This is a genomic window from Flavivirga amylovorans, from assembly GCF_030540875.1.
In the GTDB taxonomy this organism is placed as follows: domain Bacteria; phylum Bacteroidota; class Bacteroidia; order Flavobacteriales; family Flavobacteriaceae; genus Flavivirga; species Flavivirga amylovorans.
Genome location: NZ_JAUOEM010000001.1, coordinates 506,439 through 524,072, shown reverse-complemented (window position 1 = coordinate 524,072; position 17,634 = coordinate 506,439). Strand labels below are relative to the sequence as shown.

The window sequence follows — 17,634 nt, the reverse complement described above, 5'->3', positions numbered from 1 at the left end:
TGATTTATAATATCTTATTCTACTGATACTAGGTCTTGCATATATTTATCAAATGCTTCACCATCAAATGGCACTACAACTATCTTACTTGCGTGATTGTCGTTGCCTCTATCTTGTCCTTTTTTAACATCAATTACTGAAAATATGAAGTGTGTCACATGACCATCTTCAACATAAGCTGTAGGCCTTTCTATAAATTGCCAATCGTTAATGGTACCATCTGTATATTTAAAGATTTTAGACTCTCCTTTTTTAAAGGCAATCCCTCTATAAACCCAATCTTTGATACCGTCTTTGGATGTAAAATGATGCGATGTTTTTGTAGGCCAATGGTTGTACACGATATGATACAAACCGCCACTATGCCAAATTGTTGGGTCTTCATTTCTAGTCTGAGGTAGATTTGGATATTTTTTATAAATACGATCTCCCATAATTTTATAGGGTCCTAAAATGCCATTTTCACTAATCATAGGCGCTGTAGAGCGTGCTATAATCATATATTTACCATCAGGCCTAAGCATTACTTTTACGTTAGACATATTCCCATAATGAGGTTGTTCTGGGTTTGAATACCTTGCTAATCCCATTCCGAATCCATTAGGATCTTCCACTTTTATTGGTCCCAATAATTCAAATGGCCCATTGGGATTATCTGACACAAAAATTTCTCCAGGTGTTAGCTCACTTGTTACAACAGCATAACGGTCATCATGCATTCTTAAACCAATAACATTATGCCCTATACCATCTTTCCAATTTGGCCATGTTAAGCCTTTATCTTCATAAGGCCCCATAATGTTATCTGATACTGCGTGCATGCCTTTTGACCCTATGTGCCAACCATCACTATGATTATAACTCTGATTCCATTTGCTAGCATACATATGATATTTCCCAGCATCGTCTTTTACAATTCTGCCATCCCAATAGCACCATTTTTCTAGTTTAGGATCTTCTAATCCATTTTTCACATCTCTTGGTAGAACATTTTCTGCACCCCAAATGCCTTCAGAAATCAACTCCCCTTGTGGTTCCATTGGTAAAAAAAAATCAACCAATGATTTTTGCTTTTCTTCTTGTTGATGCTCAACTTGAACAACACCTTTTTTATTTTCATTTTTACATCCTATTAAGACTAAAAATGATAACACTATAATTAATAACTTGTTCATGATACGTTTATATTTCAAATAGTTGATATCCTTCTTTTAAACAGAAGAAAACACCTATGTGCTAATTATTTATGTTCTATTTTTAGGAATGAGTTTTTTCAATTCATCTGCTACCTTCCTAAAATGTGCATTCGTCTTTTGCGGTGATAACAGATTATTCAACTCTTGCGGATCATTTGTGTGATCATACAATTCTTCATCTCCATTTACATAGTTAATGTAATTCCATTGATCTTGTACAATACTTACATGTTGCCTAGGAGATGTAGAAGTTACTATGGCAGGAATATCCCGTTTTGCTTTTGGATTATTGATGAATGGCACTAAACTCTCCCCTGCCAATTTATGAGGTGCTTTTACACTTGTCATTTCAACTAATGTTGGGTAAATATCAATCATAGAAACTGGTTCATTCACTTTTCCTATTGGTTTTCCAGGAACTTTAATTAACATAGGCGTTCTGCTACTTCCTCGCCATAATACTGCTTTTCCTAAACGCTCTTTCATCCCTAATTGATAGCCATGATCTCCCATAAAAACAATTATGGTATTATCTTCTAAACCACTTTTTTTCAAACCATCTAAAATTATTCCAACCGCAGCATCTGCATACGTTGTAGAAGCTAAATAGGCATGCCTTAAACGTTTATGCTCTTCGGGATATGGTTTTACGTATTTTAAAAACCATTTTAAGCCTGATGGTGCAGATTTAGGTAAATCATCTAAATCATCTGCTGGATAATTTGGAAGTTCTATTCTGTGCTTATTTTCTGGAGTTTCATACATATCAAAAAATTGCTTTGGAGCAATCATTGGTATATGAGGACGAAAAATACCTAATGCTAAAAAGAAAGGTTTTTCATCCACTCTAGGTGCTTTTGCTACTTCTGGATGCGATAGGTCTTTGTTTAAGAATGCACTACCAAATTCGGCAGTATTAAAATCTAATGTATTTGAAGGATCAACATCTGTTGGCCCATAATTCCATGTACTTTTTATACTTTTTTTGGCTTGTTCATCTGGCACACCAAAACCTCGTCTAATCCATAATGGCACTTTGTTTTCATCTAAAAATTCCTTTTTAAAGTTTTTTCCTGTGTAATTGCCCGTTTCGATACCTGCCTGAAATGTCCAAGAAATGGGGTCAGATTCTGGCCTTGGTTTTGGTTCTGTTCTTCTTCTACCATGGAATATCTTACCTGCCATAATTGAGTTATATCCGTTTCCTTTCAATAACTGCGGCAAAGTGATTAAGTTCTTAGATTCTGGTGTGCTTCTAAAAGGAATACCATTATTGTATACTTTGGTTACTTCTGGTCTTAAGCCTGTCATCATTGCAGCCCTAGATGGATTACAGGAAGGGGAGACCGCATAAGCTTCATTAAACTGTAATGATTCTTTTGCCAAGGCATCAATATTTGGTGTAATAGCTGAACCATCAAAAGCACCTACCATAGTATTTAAATCGTCTACCATGATAAGAAGGATATTCATTTTTTTGATATCCTTTTGCTGTTGTGCATGGGTTTGTACACCTAAGACAAGGAAACAAAGTGATAAAAGTTTTATTACATTTTTCATGATTATCAATTAAGATCTTATTTCTTCACTATTTTGTTTATATGCTCTTGAATTTTTTCATTTTGATCACCTGCTAATGTCATATAGTCTTCAATACCATGGGCTAAATCTTTTGCAATTTGTTTGTATTGTGGATTGTCAATAAAATTTACACGTTCATTTGGGTCTGCTTCAATATCAAACAACCAAGGTTTTTCTTTGCCTGCTAAATGTAATTTATAGCGTGTTGTAATGGCAGCATAATGACCAAGACGCGTATATGTAATATCTTTCCAATCAATGGGTGAAGGATCGCTTAAAATAGGTGAAATATCCCTCCCTGCTACTTTTGGACATTCAATATTCAGTAAACTTAAGAATGTAGGCATCCAATCGGTATTATTTGCAGCGAGATTAACCACTTTATTACGCGGAACTAATGGATTATTTCCTGCTTCTCCCTGCGCTATAATGCAAGGTATTTTTGCTGAAGCTTCATGTATAGTTCCTTTATTAACACGCCCATGCTCCCCAAGTAAATCGCCATGATCTGACGAAAACATAATAATTGTATTTTCAAAAACACCTTCATCCTTTAGTTTTTGAATGATACGCCCTATGTTATCATCAATACACTTTACCATTCCTAAATATTGACGAATACTTTCCTTCATTTTTTTCTCATTATTGGTTTTACCATCTGGTTTTTGCCATTTAGGAAGCTTAGATTTCTTATCCTTTTGAGCCATATTATAAGTTTCTGGCAATTGTACTTCTACATCTTTATACATGGTATCGTAAGGCGCACGCACAAAATCAGGTGTATGAGGATCTGGAATACTTACCATATAAAAGAATGGTTGTGCTTTGTGTTCATCAATAAATTCAATGGTTTTATCGGCCAACCAATCTGTAGTAAACTTTACATTTTCTGATTTTCCATCTGTATATATAGGTTGCCCATATTTATCATTAACACCTAAAGGTTTTATAGCTCTTGGATTGGCTTTATATGGCTTTCCGTTTTTATTTATTCCTATCCACTTATCATGACCTCCATTAAACATAAAGCGTTTATCTTGCCAACCGTAAGTATCTTGTGGATTATCTATTGGATATGGTGACCACCAATTTTTATCTTTATCAAGTCCTCTATCTGTTCTGCTCTCTGCCAAATGCCATTTACCAGCATACCCTGTCATATATCCAGCATCACTTAACACATCGGCTATGGTAGTTACATCAGATTTTAAATATTTTCCATCTCCCTTTTTGTTTGAATTATTAGGAATCCCCAAAGTCATAGGATACATACCTGTCATCATAGAAGCTCTTGAAGCTGTACAAACAGCAGCACTACAATACATTCGGTTAAAAATCACACCGTTATTTGCTAAACCATCTAAATGAGGTGTTTCTACATACGCCTCTGGCCCCCAGAGATAGGCTTGGTCTTGTGCTAATTGATCTCGATAAGCACCAATGGTTCGAAAATTGTGTTCATCAGTAATAATCCAAATTACGTTTGTTTTATTGGGGCTTTTATTCGTTGAAATTTCTGTGTTATTCGTTGCTTTGGTATTACCACATGAAGTAATGAATAGTAATAGGATTAATAAACTAATTGATTTTAAGTATTCGAGCTTTCCCATTATCGTTTTAAGATTTGTTAATTATATTCTGAAGTTGTTCATCTAACTCTTTAACTAAATCTGGGTGAAACCTGATAATGTTGTTTTGCTCCCCAGGATCTGTTTCTAAATTATAAAGCTCTGGTTTCGCATTTTTGTTATTTTTGGTTGGGCCAATAATATATTTCCAGTTTCCTTTTCTTATAGCAATACGCCTTAGTGCTTCTTCGATAGTGTAACTATGTCCCTTGGTATCTTTCCCTAAAAATGCATTGATGCTACTTCTACTGTCAGACGCATTACCATTTGGGATGTTTTGATTCAATAATTGCGCAAAAGACGCAATGAAATCCACTTGATTAACTAAAGCATCAGATACGCCTGGTTTGATTTGACTTGGCCAACTTACAATAAACGGTACTCTTGTTCCTCCTTCGTAGATTTGGTATTTTCCTCCACGGTATTTTCCTGAAGCATCGTGCCCTCTATCAATTTCTCCATAAGATTGCATAATAGTAGTACCATCATTATAACCATCATCGTATACAGGACCGTTATCACTTGAAAATATAACAATGGTATTTTCTAATAGACCTTGGGCTTCTAAGGTCTTCATTATTTCTCCAACAGACCAGTCAAACTGAACCATAGCATCACCACGGTACCCTAATTTTGTTTTCCCTTGGAAACGTTTATGTGGTGCTCGTGGTACATGAATGTCTTGTGCTGCATAATACAAAAAGAAAGGTTCGTCTTTGTGTTGTTTAATGTAGTTTTTTGCTCTTTTTACAAATACATCTGTCATGCCTTCATCATTCCATAATGCACTTTTTCCACCAGACATGTATCCCATTCTACCGATACCGTTTATCACAGTATTGTTATGCCCTCGCCCCGTATTCATATAATACGTCATAGCTTCAGGGTTTACTGTTCCATCTGGATACTCCGTATTGCCATCAACTTTTAAATTTGCCTTCTTTTTAGCAACATATAAAGGGTCATTAGCACTTAAATTAACCACTTTATAATTTTCTAAATATACAGAAGGTACACGGTCGTTTGTAGACGGCAGTAAAAAAGCACTATCAAAACCTATTTCTAAAGGCCCTGGTTTTACTTCTCCATTCCAATCTGTTTCAACACCTTCTGCTCCTAAGCCTAAATGCCATTTCCCTATTACTGCTGTATGATAACCTGCGCTTTTAAATAAACTAGGCAATGTAAAAGCGTCTGTTGAAATTGATAATGGGGCGTTTGGTGGCAAAACACTTAACCCATTTCTAAAGGCATATACTCCTGTAAGCATTGAATATCTTGATGGTGTACATGTTGCTGCAGAACAATGACCATCTGTAAAACGCAAACCATTTGCCGCCAGTTTATCTATATTTGGTGTAGGTATGAGTTCTGAACCATAAGCCCCTACATCTCCGTACCCAACATCATCTCCATAAATAATGATAACATTTGGTTGTTTTTGAGCATTACAACTCACAGATACAAACAAAACGATAAGCAATTGAAATATGTTTTTCATAAATAGTCTAGTGTTTTCGGTTTTTTAAAAGGAATTTATTTTTCTTGTTATAAGACTTCAAAAATGGCTTTAAGTTTAACTACTATGACCAAATTTAACGCCATGATACTACACCAAAGTATTCATAAATAAAATACACGTACTTTTAAGTAAAAGAAAGGTTGTAAAAACCATCCTTTGTAGAGTTTAATAATTAAAACACGCCATTTAGAGACCTATTGATTTTCAGGATGATAAGTGGTATAGAATTAGTAAAACAGAATTTGCCCTACAAATAGTTCTATCTTAGGATTATGCTTTACAAAAACTTTATAATACCTGTAAGATTTTGATTTTGGTATTGCTAATTCTAATGATTTTAATTTTTCTTTATTCAATCTTAAAAATATTTTCTTTTCTAGAGATGTCCAGTCTGTTTTGTTATCACTACCCAAAACTTCAATAAATTGTATTGGGCTTTTTTTTATTTTCTTACCCCTAACACTAATGTTAAGATTGATTTCAGATAACACCACATTATTATTTCCAAAATCGGCTATTGCTATTAGAGGCTTATCCTTAAATACCGCCCAAAATTTCGAATATTTTACTTTATTTTCTGGCTTTACTTCATCTACTAAAATTTGATTTGCATGCGCTATATAATCCGCATGAATATTAGGGTATTCAACTTCAAAAGCAACAGGTTTTAACCCCTTGTCATAAAAAACAAACTTTGCTTCCTTGCTTTGCTCCCAGCCACTCTTAAACGCTTTGGCTTTAATTGTTTTGCTTTTTTTACCGTTTAAGTTTAATTCAAAAGGCGCTTTATACAACAACGAGTTCTTATCAGGTTTAGAGCCATCCAAAGTATAATACATCTCTACTCCTGCCATTTTATGTTTAAGCGTTATTTTTTCAACTGAATTGATAATATTTTTATCGTCTACTAAAACTGGAGGCGCCAAAATTGTTTCCTCTTTTGTATCATTAATATAACCTTCAACTATATTTACATCGTTTAATGCTGCTCTAAGTGAAGAAATATCCTCTTCTGTCATGTTGGTATTCCACAAGTACAGTTCTTCCAAACTTTCCAGTTTTTTTAAGTCATCGCTAATTTTAACATCAACTTTCGTATCTGATAATGATAATGATTTCAACTTTTTACATGATAACAATTGCTTTACCACATCGTTTGTTATTTGAGTTGAATTTAGAATCAAAACTTCTAAATTCTCAAAACTTGAGAGATTGTTTAAATGTGAATCCTGAACTGGTAAATTTGACAAATTAAGGCTGACAAGTTGCTCTTTTATTTTTGATAAATCTGAAATATACTCTGGTTTGAAAGACTTTTTACCAAAGATAGCAACATCAATAGCTGGAGATTTATGGGATTTTTGAATTACTGTGGTATAAGGATTATTCAATGCTTCAACAACATCTGTATCGGCATAATCAAAATCATACTGAACAATTTTATCACCAACCTCCTTAAGCCATTTATTATTAACTATCTGATGTAAAGTATCTGTTTTTTGCAATCCAACAAGCGAAACGGTATCATTTATACCATGCTTAATCCATGTTTGAATAAGTTTAATTTCTGAATCTGTAAGTTGTGGTTTTCCTTCAGGCGGCATATGCTCTTTATCTTCAATTGGCAGAAATACGCGCTTTAAAAACAGACTTTCATCAGGTTGATGCGCTAACCAGACGGAGCCGTTTTCTCCACCTTTTTTAACCCCTGCAAGTGTACTTAAATCTAACTCACCTTTCTTCTTTTGTGGGTTATGACAACTCACACATTTTGCATCTAAAATAGGTTGAACAAACCCAGTATATATTGGTGTGTTCTCGCTTACTTTTGGTTTATTCATCGCCACAAGAGGCTCTGTAATAAAATGTGTGCCGTGTGTTAAACCTGCTCCATAATGTCCTGCAAAGGTGACGCCTATTAAACATGCAAATAAAAGTACTTTGTAAACTTTTTGATATTTATAAATAAGTATTAATGTAAATACTACAAAACTAATAGCAACCCCCATCCATTTGTGCCATGTCATTAGCTCTGACTCATACCCTTCTAAGGACAACACAAGCCCCATAATAGTTGCTATTACCGTAGTAAATGATGTTAATAACAAAACAAACCAATTAATGGTATTGAATGATGTACCATCTATCGCCTTTTTAAACAATTGCATTAATACCAATAGCGCAATAAATGCTACCGGAAAATGAAGTACCAAAGGATGCATTCTACCTAAAGGTTGTAGCCAAAAAGGGACTTCAACATACCCTTCAAACAACAACAAAAACGCTAATACTACGTGTAGAAAAAAAACGATGTTGATCGTTATATTCGTAATTTTCTTCATCTATGTGATAATATCTTTAACAACATGACCGTGAACATCAGTCAACCTAAAACGTCTTCCTAAATGTTTATAGGTTAATCTTTCGTGGTCTAAGCCCATTAAATGCATAATCGTAGCATGTAAATCGTGAATGTGTACTGGGTTTTTGATGATATTATATCCTAATTCGTCGGTTTCACCATAAGAAGTTCCAGCTTTTATGCCTCCACCCGCCATAAAAATACTAAAGCATCTTGGGTGATGGTCTCTACCATAATTGTCTTTGGTTAGTTTTCCTTGGCAGTAGTTGGTACGTCCAAACTCGCCTCCCCAAATTACAAGTGTTTCATCTAATAAACCTCTTTGTTTTAAATCTGTAATTAACGCTGCAGAAGCTTGATCTACATCTTTAGCTTGATGCTGAATATCACCTACTAAATTTTTATGTTGGTCCCAACCCTGATGGTATAATTGCACAAAACGCACACCCGACTCAGATAATTTTCTTGCCAATAAACAATTCGCAGCATAGGTACCAGGTATCATACAATCGCTACCGTACATTTTTTTAATATGGTCTGGCTCTTTAGAAACATCTGTAATTTCTGGAACTGCAGTTTGCATCCTAAATGCCATTTCATACTGCTTAATTTTTGATTGAATCTCAGGATCTCCAAATTCTTGATAGGACATCTCATTCAATTCCCCCAATTTATTAAGCATATTTCGTCTAAAACCTCTATCCAGACCTTTTGGGTCGCTTAAATATAAAATAGGGTCTTCACTTGCACTTAATTGCACCCCTTGATGGGTACTATCTAAAAATCCGTTAGACCATAATTTGGAATAAACACCTTGCCCGTTACCCTTACCTTTTGATAATAACACGCAGTAAGCTGGTAAATTTTTATTTTCACTACCCAAACCATAACTAAACCAAGACCCCATACTTGGGCGACTACCAACTTGCGCTCCAGTTTGAAAAAACGTTAATGCAGGGTCATGATTAATAGCATCGGTATGCATACTTTTTACAATACAAATATCGTCTGTGATTTTGGCTATGTTTGGAAACAAATCACTTACCCAAGCTCCTGATTGCCCATATTGTTTGAACCCAAATTTTGAGCCTACCAAAGGAAACGATGTTTGGTCTGCTGTCATACCAGTTAGCCTTTGATCACCTCGTATTGAAGCTGGCAAATCCTGCCCAAACATTTCGTTAAGTTTTGGTTTATAATCAAAACTTTCCAATTGAGATGGGGCTCCATTTTGCACTAAAAAAATGATACGTTTAGCCTTTGAAGCAAAATGACGCATCCCTAAAGGCAGTTGATTACTTGCATCAGAAGCTCCCTTTAATAAATCTGGCATTAACAACGAACCTAGTGCAACACCTCCCAAACCTAATGCTGCTTTAGATAAAAAGTGCCTTCTGTTTATATTTAAATTGTTCTCAAAAACTTCTTTCTTCATTGGTGCTGTTTTTAACTTTTAACTATGGCTTCTTCCATATTGTAAATGGTATGTATCACTTGCATAAGCGCTGCTATTTTTACTGAATCTCCATCTTTTAATAATGGATATTCACCAACATTGATAAACTGATTGGCTTTCTCTATTGCTTTTGAAAAATAGACTTCTTTCTCCTTATAATAGCTTACTAAAAGTGCTTTTTCTTCGGATTTAATATTTCTACATAAGATACTTTTAAAAGCAAAATCGATATTGTCTTCAACAGAATTAGACTTTTCATTTAAACGTTGAGAAAATACTCTTGATGCTTCTAAAATAGTAGGGTCATTTAATACAATCAATGCTTGTAAAGGTGTGCTTGTTGATTGTCGTCGCACTTCACATTGATCTCTACTTGTAGCATCAAAAATCATTTGAACAGGAGGCATAGATGTACGTTTTGTAAAAATATACAAGCCTCTTTTATATAAATCATCTCCAGTATCCCTCGCATAAGTAGACAAAAATCCTCTTCCCGAAGAGGAGGCTTCCCACAAACCATCAGGTTGGTATATTTTTATACTTCTTCCTCCAATTTCATTGTTTAGCAAGCCGCTACTTGCTAATACATGATCCCTAACCATTTCTGAAGTAAACCTCAACCTTGGCGACCATGACAAATATTTATTATCAGGATCTAAAGCCAATTTTTCTGGAGAGATGACTGATGATTGCTGGTAAGTGGATGACATTACAATCGTTTTTACCAAACGTTTCATATCCCAATTGTGTTCCATAAGATCTGCTGATAGCCAATTAAGCAAACCTACATGTGTTGGTAAGTTGCCTTGCATTCCAAAATCTCCTGATGTTTTTACAATGCCCTTACCGAAAATTTCTTGCCAAACTCTATTTACAAAAACACGGCTTGTTAACGGATTCTTTTCATCAAATAACCATTTTGACAATCCTAATCGGTTTTCTGAATACTTAGCTTTATCAAATGCCAAAATTGCTTCTGGTGTATCTGGAGTCACAATATCGCCTTTAGCATCGTACACCCCTCTTTCTAAAACATGTGTAGTTCTATCAACTTGCTCTTCTTCAACAACCATAACATCAACATTGACTGCACTCTCTTTATTGATAAATGGGAGTTTAGTTGCTACTATTTCATCAGAGATAGAAAGATACGGAGGTTCTGCTGTAGCCCTTAATCCTTCATTATTATTTTTGTTGGAGTTTTTATAAGGTGTTTTATCAAAAAAAGCGAACGCACTATAATAATCCTTTTGAGAAATAGGATCGTATTTATGGTCATGGCATTTGGCACATTCGTAAGTTAATCCTAAAAAGGCTTTTCCGAAGGTATTTGTCCTATCGGTTACATCTTCAATTCTAAATTCTTCAACTATAATTCCCGCTTCTTGGTTTACCTTATTATTTCTATTAAACCCAGTAGCTAATAAGGTTTCCACATTTCTTTCAGGCATTAAATCTCCAGCTAACTGGTAGGTTACAAAGGTATCATAACCATAATTTTCATTAAAGGCATGAATTACCCAGTCTCGCCAAGGCCACATGGTTCTTAAATCATCATCTTGAAACCCATGAGAATCTGCATAACGTGATACATCCATCCAATGGCTTGCCATTTTTTCGCCATAATGCTTGCTTGCTAATAATTCATCTATAATCTTCTCATAAGCATTTGGAGAAGTATCTTCTAAAAAGCGTTGTTGCATTTCAACTGTTGGTGGCAACCCTGTAATATCAAAAGATACACGTTTCAATAAACGGGATTTATCTGCGCGATTATTAGGAGTTAAACTGTTCTCTTTTTGTTTCTCCAGTACAAAATAATCAATCTCATTATTTACCCAATCTGTATGTTCTATTTGTGGTAATTCAGGTTTTTTAACCGTTTGGAATGCCCAATGTTTTTCGTAAGTAGCTCCTTGTTTAATCCATTTTTTGATGACCTTTTTTTCGTAAGCTGTTAACTTTAAATTTGTCTCTAATGGCGGCATTACTTCTGAGGTGTCTTTACTCGTAATACGCAAAAATGCTTGAGATTCTTTGGGTTTATGAGGCACAATAACAAACTGATTCTTGTTGTCTTTTAAGGTTGCATAAGCGCCATCTGGTGTATCTAAACGTAAATCGGCAAATCTTTTGTTTGCATCCGGCCCGTGACAGTTAAAGCATTTATCTGATAAAATTGGACGCACATCAAAATTATAACTTACCAATTCTGGCACAGGTTTTTCTGGAATCGTAACATATTTACTTTCCTTTTTGCAAGACACTAAAAGTGCAACCACCAAACATATAACTAATAGATTCTTCATAGGTTTATACACGCTCTAATTTTATAGGATAAGATTTATTAGCATTCCACTGACATACGTAAAGGTTTTTATCCTCATCCACACAAACATCATGACAATGATTAAACAATGGTGTATCCTGAACCATCATTTTTAATTTTCCTTTCTTGTATTTTGGAGCGGTTCCTCCAGGATTAGAAACCACCTTATTTTTTTTATCTAAAATAGTTACAAAGCCAGAATCTGGTGTTTGTTCCAAATATTTTAATCTAGACCAGCATACACCAGAGTATAGATTCTCTCCATCAATTACTGGGCGACACACAAATGCTCCAGGTAAATAAATAGTTTCCAAATATTTACCGTCAAGCGTAAATCGTTTGAAAGCATTGTGCTTTCTAGATGTGCATAATAGCGTAATGTTATTTGGGTCTCTATCATCTATAGCCACGCCATGCGCATTACTTAATTGATCATCGTTAAACCCTTTACCACCAAACTTTCTAATGAATTCTCCATTGCTATTAAATTGTAAAACCCAATCTGAACCATATCCATCCGCTACATAAATATCGCCATTGGGTGCTATAGCCGTTTCTGTTGGTTTGTAGCGCTCTCTTGGATTATCTTTATCGTAAACCCCTATTTCTTTAGGGTTTGGCAATTCCATAATCACTTTTCCGTCAATAGTTGTTTTTATAATTTTCCCTGTTAAAGGTTCGGTAATAAACAACACATCATCTTCACCTTCCTTAAAAAGCGTTAAGCCATGTGCAGATTTCATATTATGTGTCCAAGATGAAAGCAACTTTCCTGATTTATCGTAGACAATGATATTATTTTTAACTTCATCAGTCACCATAATTAACCTACCCTTAGAATCCATTACCATTTCATGGCAGTTCTTTACAGGTGTATTTTCAGGGTTTAAATTCCCCCATTGCTGATGTACGCGGTATTTAAAATCGCCATGACCAATAATCTGTTTACTTAAACTTGGTTTATTTATAATGGAAAAACCATAGGTTGGTATTGTTATAGCTGCACTAGCCAAGGCAGTAGTTTTTATAAAATCTCTTCTGGAATTTTTCATCTTAATTTCTATTTGCTACCCAAACTTTATAAAATTAGGCATTATCTCGTTAATTTCTTACTGAAATTTTTAGCTTTAAAAATCTGTTCGTCTGCTTTACCTTGATTTATTATTACATCAAAATCATACTTTTTTAAATCTAATACAGTTGAGACCGTTTTTATACATAAAGGTTTAGTTTCAAAAGATTTTAATTTAGGAATTTTCACAACACCTATTAGTTCTTTAAAGTCAGTTCCTGATTTAAATACCTTTAAATTCGCTTTTTCTGAAATTGCCATACCAAAATTAGATACTTCGATTTCTATCTTATTTTTTGAAATTACATTAGGTAGTTTTGGAGAAAGTATAGCTCCATCATAAACAACTTCTGGCAATCTAGCATATGCAAAAAGCAATTGCCCTTTGGTTGTTTTACCTAAAATTTTAGCTGAAAAATTGTCTTGTGCTAAACCATGGTTACCTTGAAATGTGATGATAACGTCATTTCCCTTTATCATATGTGTTTTATACCTTGCTCCTTTTCCGTAATTCACATGATCGGCATTTCCAAAAACCAAGGATTTAAAATCGACATCGTTTATGGCATCAAACCCCACTTCTGATTTGAATAAAACTTTTATTTCATCTGTATTCGAATCAATTTTTACTGTATTTAAAACCTCTACTAATTTACCTTTTTCCATAGGAATGCAAATAAGTTTAGAACTATGCCTATCGCTTCCTAAATCGAAATGTTTTAGAGTATCAATTACTGCAAAATTGGCTTGATATGCCCTACCATATTTATCTTGCAATAATTTTATTCTTTCATATTTAAACCACTCTTCTTTTGTTCCATTAAAGCGTTTTGCTATTCCTGGTCGATAGGCTTCTCCATCTTCCCTTACCCACTTTATGCCGTCTTTAGAACGCAGGTGCCATGCTACCCTACCTTTCCAATCATTTACAATGGCATGGTATTGAATGTTGGTTTTCCAAACAAATGGATCTTCATACTTACCTTCAAAAACAGGATACGAGGTATCATCCATAGCGCGGTACCAAGTAGACAAACCATCTTTACTAAACCAGGAACTCCCTTGCCTATTCAGCATTAAAAAACTACCATCTTCGCGCTTTGCAAAGGTTAAATTGTGTAAGAAGTTTTTACGTTTAGAATCTGCTAATCGGTCTCTAAGATCAAAATCATACTGCTTATACTCCCAAGGGCCATTTATGTTATCTGAGATATAGTAGTTTGGGCTCTTATTTTTATCTATTACGTAGATAACATATTTACCTGTTTTGGTGACATACCATTCTGGATTATGGCCAGGACCAACCTCATCAACAACTTTATAAGGGCCTTCTGAATTGCTTGAAACAGCATGAACTACCGTGGAATTTGGCCAATACATATGCCCTTCTTTAATGTTTTCGGGCCATCTACAAACAAATAAATGGTATTTACCATCAGTATACAACTTTGTATTACCCCCCCAATATGACCATTTAGGATCTTCAATACCATTATTTATATTTCTTGGTATTACTTTTTTCGTACCCCACACATTATAACTCACTTCCCCTAAATTAGACATTGGTAAGAATCTATCTAAAAAGCGAGCTCCATAAATAAGGTTTTCCCATTCGGTTGGTATTTCACGATTTACAACCTGAATTCTTTTCTTTTTTTGATACTCTTGTGCTTGAATATTAAGGAAAAAACATAAGCTACAAAGGGTAAATATTGATAAAATTCTATTGCGCATCGTAAAGATTAAATTAAAAAATATATTCTCTCAAATTTAAATATTCAAAAACATCATAAAGTAGCGCTATGCTAATTTGATGTAGTTTTACGTAAACACAAACACCGAAGACAATAATATTTGAAATTATTGTAAAACTTATTTGAGCATAAAGTCTTCTGGTTTGTAACCGTTATTAAACTTCACATCACTAATTATGAATTTTGCTTTTTTACACCATTGTTTGTTCTCATCTAACTTATAGGTATCTCTTTTTACGGGAACGAAAACACCCTCAATACTTTCATACGTTACAAAAACTCTTGACTTAGGCTCTTTTATAACATCACCTCCTGTTTTTGAAAACACAAAGGCATCTAACAAATGGGTTTCTGGATTAAAGTACAATAGATACTCATCATTGGCTTTTTTTTCAGTCTTGCTATTATCGAATACCATTTTTACTTTATCAAGTTCAACACCTTTTAAGATTTCCTTACCTAAATAGGAGAATATGGTACTTGGATCAAACAACTTATACGACATGGCAAACCAGTAAAAAGTAATCCTCGAATTGAATGTTGCTGCATTTTTAGATTTTCTGTCGGTAAAGACTTTACCATTTACAGATAACATCCCTTCTCCATTTACCAATGCTTTTTTAATAATGCCTTCTTCTTTTTTGTAAGCACCTTTATATTCAGAAAGAGAATGCTCTCCTGAAAAAATATGCTTCTCTATAGAGTTCTTCTCTTTTTTACCATTGCCTTCGCTCGAATATTTAAAATATACATCTTTAGCGTCTAAAAGTGTTTGATAACCTCCATTTACTTCTGTTAATCTATCTAATAGTTCTTTGGATTTTGCATCCATTTTTTGAGCATTTACCGAAGTGCCTACGATCAGTAAAAAAGCTATAATTAAAGCGCTTGTATGTTTCATATGTTTTTAGTTTTATATCTGCTCTATGTATGTGTAATAACTTGTGATTGTTTCTCCGTTTTTTAACTCAAACCATGTTTGAATTTTTTGCTCACCCTTGGGTAAATCTACTTCGAAAACAATTTCTTGTTCTTCACCTGTTATCTTTTGGATAGCATTAAAGTCACCTACTTGCAACTTAGCTTTTACGGCATGAATTGCTTTTGTTAGTATTTTTTTGGCATCGTGTTTTTCTAAAACAAGTACAAAAGGTTTTGCTACATCATTTATTTTCACATACGATTCTCTAGCCCACCGTGCTAAGGAAATTTTATATGTTCCAGGAACCTCAACATCTATATAGGTATAACCATTGACATTTTTAGCCGAACGAATTACGCGTTGACTGTAAGCAACTTGCCCTCCTAACAAATTTTGAGAACTGATGGTGACAACTTTTTGCTTTTCAGGATTAATAATAAACGAACAATATTCATTGGCTTGTTTTGCTACATCTTGCCACCAAACTTCATAATGGTCTTGTAATTGCTTTACCATTTCAGGATGTTTATCAGCTATATTATTTTTCTGGGAAGGGTCTTCTTTGATATTATACAGTTCATTGCCTTGCACCAATCGCCATTGGTTATACATTACTGCATAATCTTTTCCTTTAATTAACGAACCATCTCCAACAGGTTTTCCAAACCGCCCTTGGTCATGCACCACCAACATTCTATCATGGATGATTTCTTCTGGATTGTTCAAATATTTTAATAAAGATATACCATCAAATTTTGGGTCTTTTTCATATTTTAAATCGCACACATCCATCAATGTTGGCAACAGATCTAAATGCGCACTTAATCCATTCACATCTTTTCCTCCTACCATATTCCCATTAGGATAATGAATAAAACAAGCTCCTTTATGCCCACCTTCGTATCTTGACGTTTTAATCCCTCTTAACCCTGCATTATAGCCTTCAACAGCCCAACCATTAAGCTGTCCTGGTGCACGAGGTTCTAACTTTGCACCTTTAATAGTACCATTATCATTTAAATATACAATGATGGTTTTCCTATCTAAATCTTCCTCTTTTAAAAAAGTCCTTAATTTTCCTAAATTCTCATCAATAGACGCAATCATACCATAAAAACGTGCTCTGGGCTTGGTTTCCGGATTATCTAAATATGATTTTGCATATTTAATAGGCACATGAAGCGGGCCATGTGGCGCATTAGTAGCTAAATAGACAAAGAACGGTTTTTCTTCATTACTCTTTATAAATTTTTGAGTTTCGTTGAACCACACATCTGTACAGTAGCCTTCAACTTTTTCAGGTTGATTATTTCTAAAATACGTATCATTGTAATAATCGTTATCCCAATAATCAGGTGATTCACCAATAACGCCTCCACCATGAATTAAGGCTTCATCAAAACCTCGGTCTGAAGGTCTAAATGGATAATTATCGCCTAAATGCCATTTTCCGAAAATCGCAGTTTTATAACCATTGGATTTAAAAACATCGGCCATGGTAATTTCATCTTTTCGCAAATGATGTCTACTCCCGTAGGTTAGCCAAACACCTGTTCGGGTAGCATAGCGCCCCGTCATTAAACTTGCTCTTGTGGGCGCGCAAGTGGGGTCTACATGAAAATCTGTTAATCGCAACGATTCATCATGCAACTTGTCTGTTTCTGGTGTTTTTAGCCACGGATTCCCATGACAAGACATATCTCCATAACCTTGGTCGTCTGTTAGAATAACAATAACATTAGGCTTGTTTTCCTGCGCATTAACGTGAAAACCAAACACCAATATAAATATTATACAGACCCGTTTCTTCAT

11 protein-coding genes are annotated in these 17,634 nt (G+C 34.5%); all 11 read right to left on the bottom strand.

Translation table 11 applies throughout. From position 1 onward, the window contains the following. Positions 1-14 precede the first annotated feature (14 nt). The 11 genes from Q4Q39_RS02150 to Q4Q39_RS02100 all read right to left on the bottom strand — a co-directional run bounded on the left by Q4Q39_RS02150 (position 15) and on the right by Q4Q39_RS02100 (position 17,634). Complete coding sequence (locus Q4Q39_RS02150; protein WP_303280716.1) at positions 15-1,175, bottom strand: glycoside hydrolase family protein; 1,161 nt, start codon at positions 1,173-1,175, stop codon at positions 15-17. Positions 1,176-1,244: 69 nt separating this feature from the next. Then, positions 1,245-2,756, bottom strand: coding sequence for a sulfatase (locus tag Q4Q39_RS02145; protein ID WP_303280715.1), 1,512 nt, complete (start codon positions 2,754-2,756; stop codon positions 1,245-1,247). A gap of 17 nt (positions 2,757-2,773) precedes the next feature. Further along, a complete protein-coding gene (locus Q4Q39_RS02140) occupies positions 2,774-4,387 on the bottom strand; it encodes a sulfatase-like hydrolase/transferase (RefSeq protein ID WP_303280714.1) in 1,614 nt (537 codons plus the stop codon). A gap of 7 nt (positions 4,388-4,394) precedes the next feature. After that, positions 4,395-5,906, bottom strand: a complete 1,512-nt coding sequence (locus Q4Q39_RS02135; RefSeq protein WP_303280713.1) for a sulfatase family protein — start codon at positions 5,904-5,906, stop codon at positions 4,395-4,397. A gap of 248 nt (positions 5,907-6,154) precedes the next feature. Next, positions 6,155-8,269, bottom strand: a complete 2,115-nt coding sequence (locus Q4Q39_RS02130) for an FN3 associated domain-containing protein (protein WP_303280712.1) — start codon at positions 8,267-8,269, stop codon at positions 6,155-6,157. After that, positions 8,270-9,724 carry a DUF1501 domain-containing protein gene (locus tag Q4Q39_RS02125; protein WP_303280711.1) on the bottom strand — a complete coding sequence of 485 codons (1,455 nt, stop codon included), beginning with the start codon at positions 9,722-9,724 and terminating at the stop codon, positions 8,270-8,272. It abuts the gene before it with no gap. Positions 9,725-9,735: 11 nt separating this feature from the next. Further along, positions 9,736-12,054, bottom strand: coding sequence for a PSD1 and planctomycete cytochrome C domain-containing protein (locus Q4Q39_RS02120; protein ID WP_303280710.1), 2,319 nt, complete (start codon positions 12,052-12,054; stop codon positions 9,736-9,738). A 4-nt stretch (positions 12,055-12,058) separates the two neighbouring features. Then, positions 12,059-13,126 carry a twin-arginine translocation signal domain-containing protein gene (locus tag Q4Q39_RS02115; protein WP_303280709.1) on the bottom strand — a complete coding sequence of 356 codons (1,068 nt, stop codon included), beginning with the start codon at positions 13,124-13,126 and terminating at the stop codon, positions 12,059-12,061. Positions 13,127-13,167: 41 nt separating this feature from the next. Then, positions 13,168-14,880, bottom strand: coding sequence for a glycoside hydrolase family protein (locus Q4Q39_RS02110; protein ID WP_303280708.1), 1,713 nt, complete (start codon positions 14,878-14,880; stop codon positions 13,168-13,170). 138 nt (positions 14,881-15,018) lie between these two features. Beyond that, complete coding sequence (locus Q4Q39_RS02105) at positions 15,019-15,801, bottom strand: DUF6503 family protein (protein ID WP_303280707.1); 783 nt, start codon at positions 15,799-15,801, stop codon at positions 15,019-15,021. Between the two features lie 12 nt (positions 15,802-15,813). Further along, a complete protein-coding gene (locus Q4Q39_RS02100; RefSeq protein ID WP_303280706.1) occupies positions 15,814-17,634 on the bottom strand; it encodes an arylsulfatase in 1,821 nt (606 codons plus the stop codon).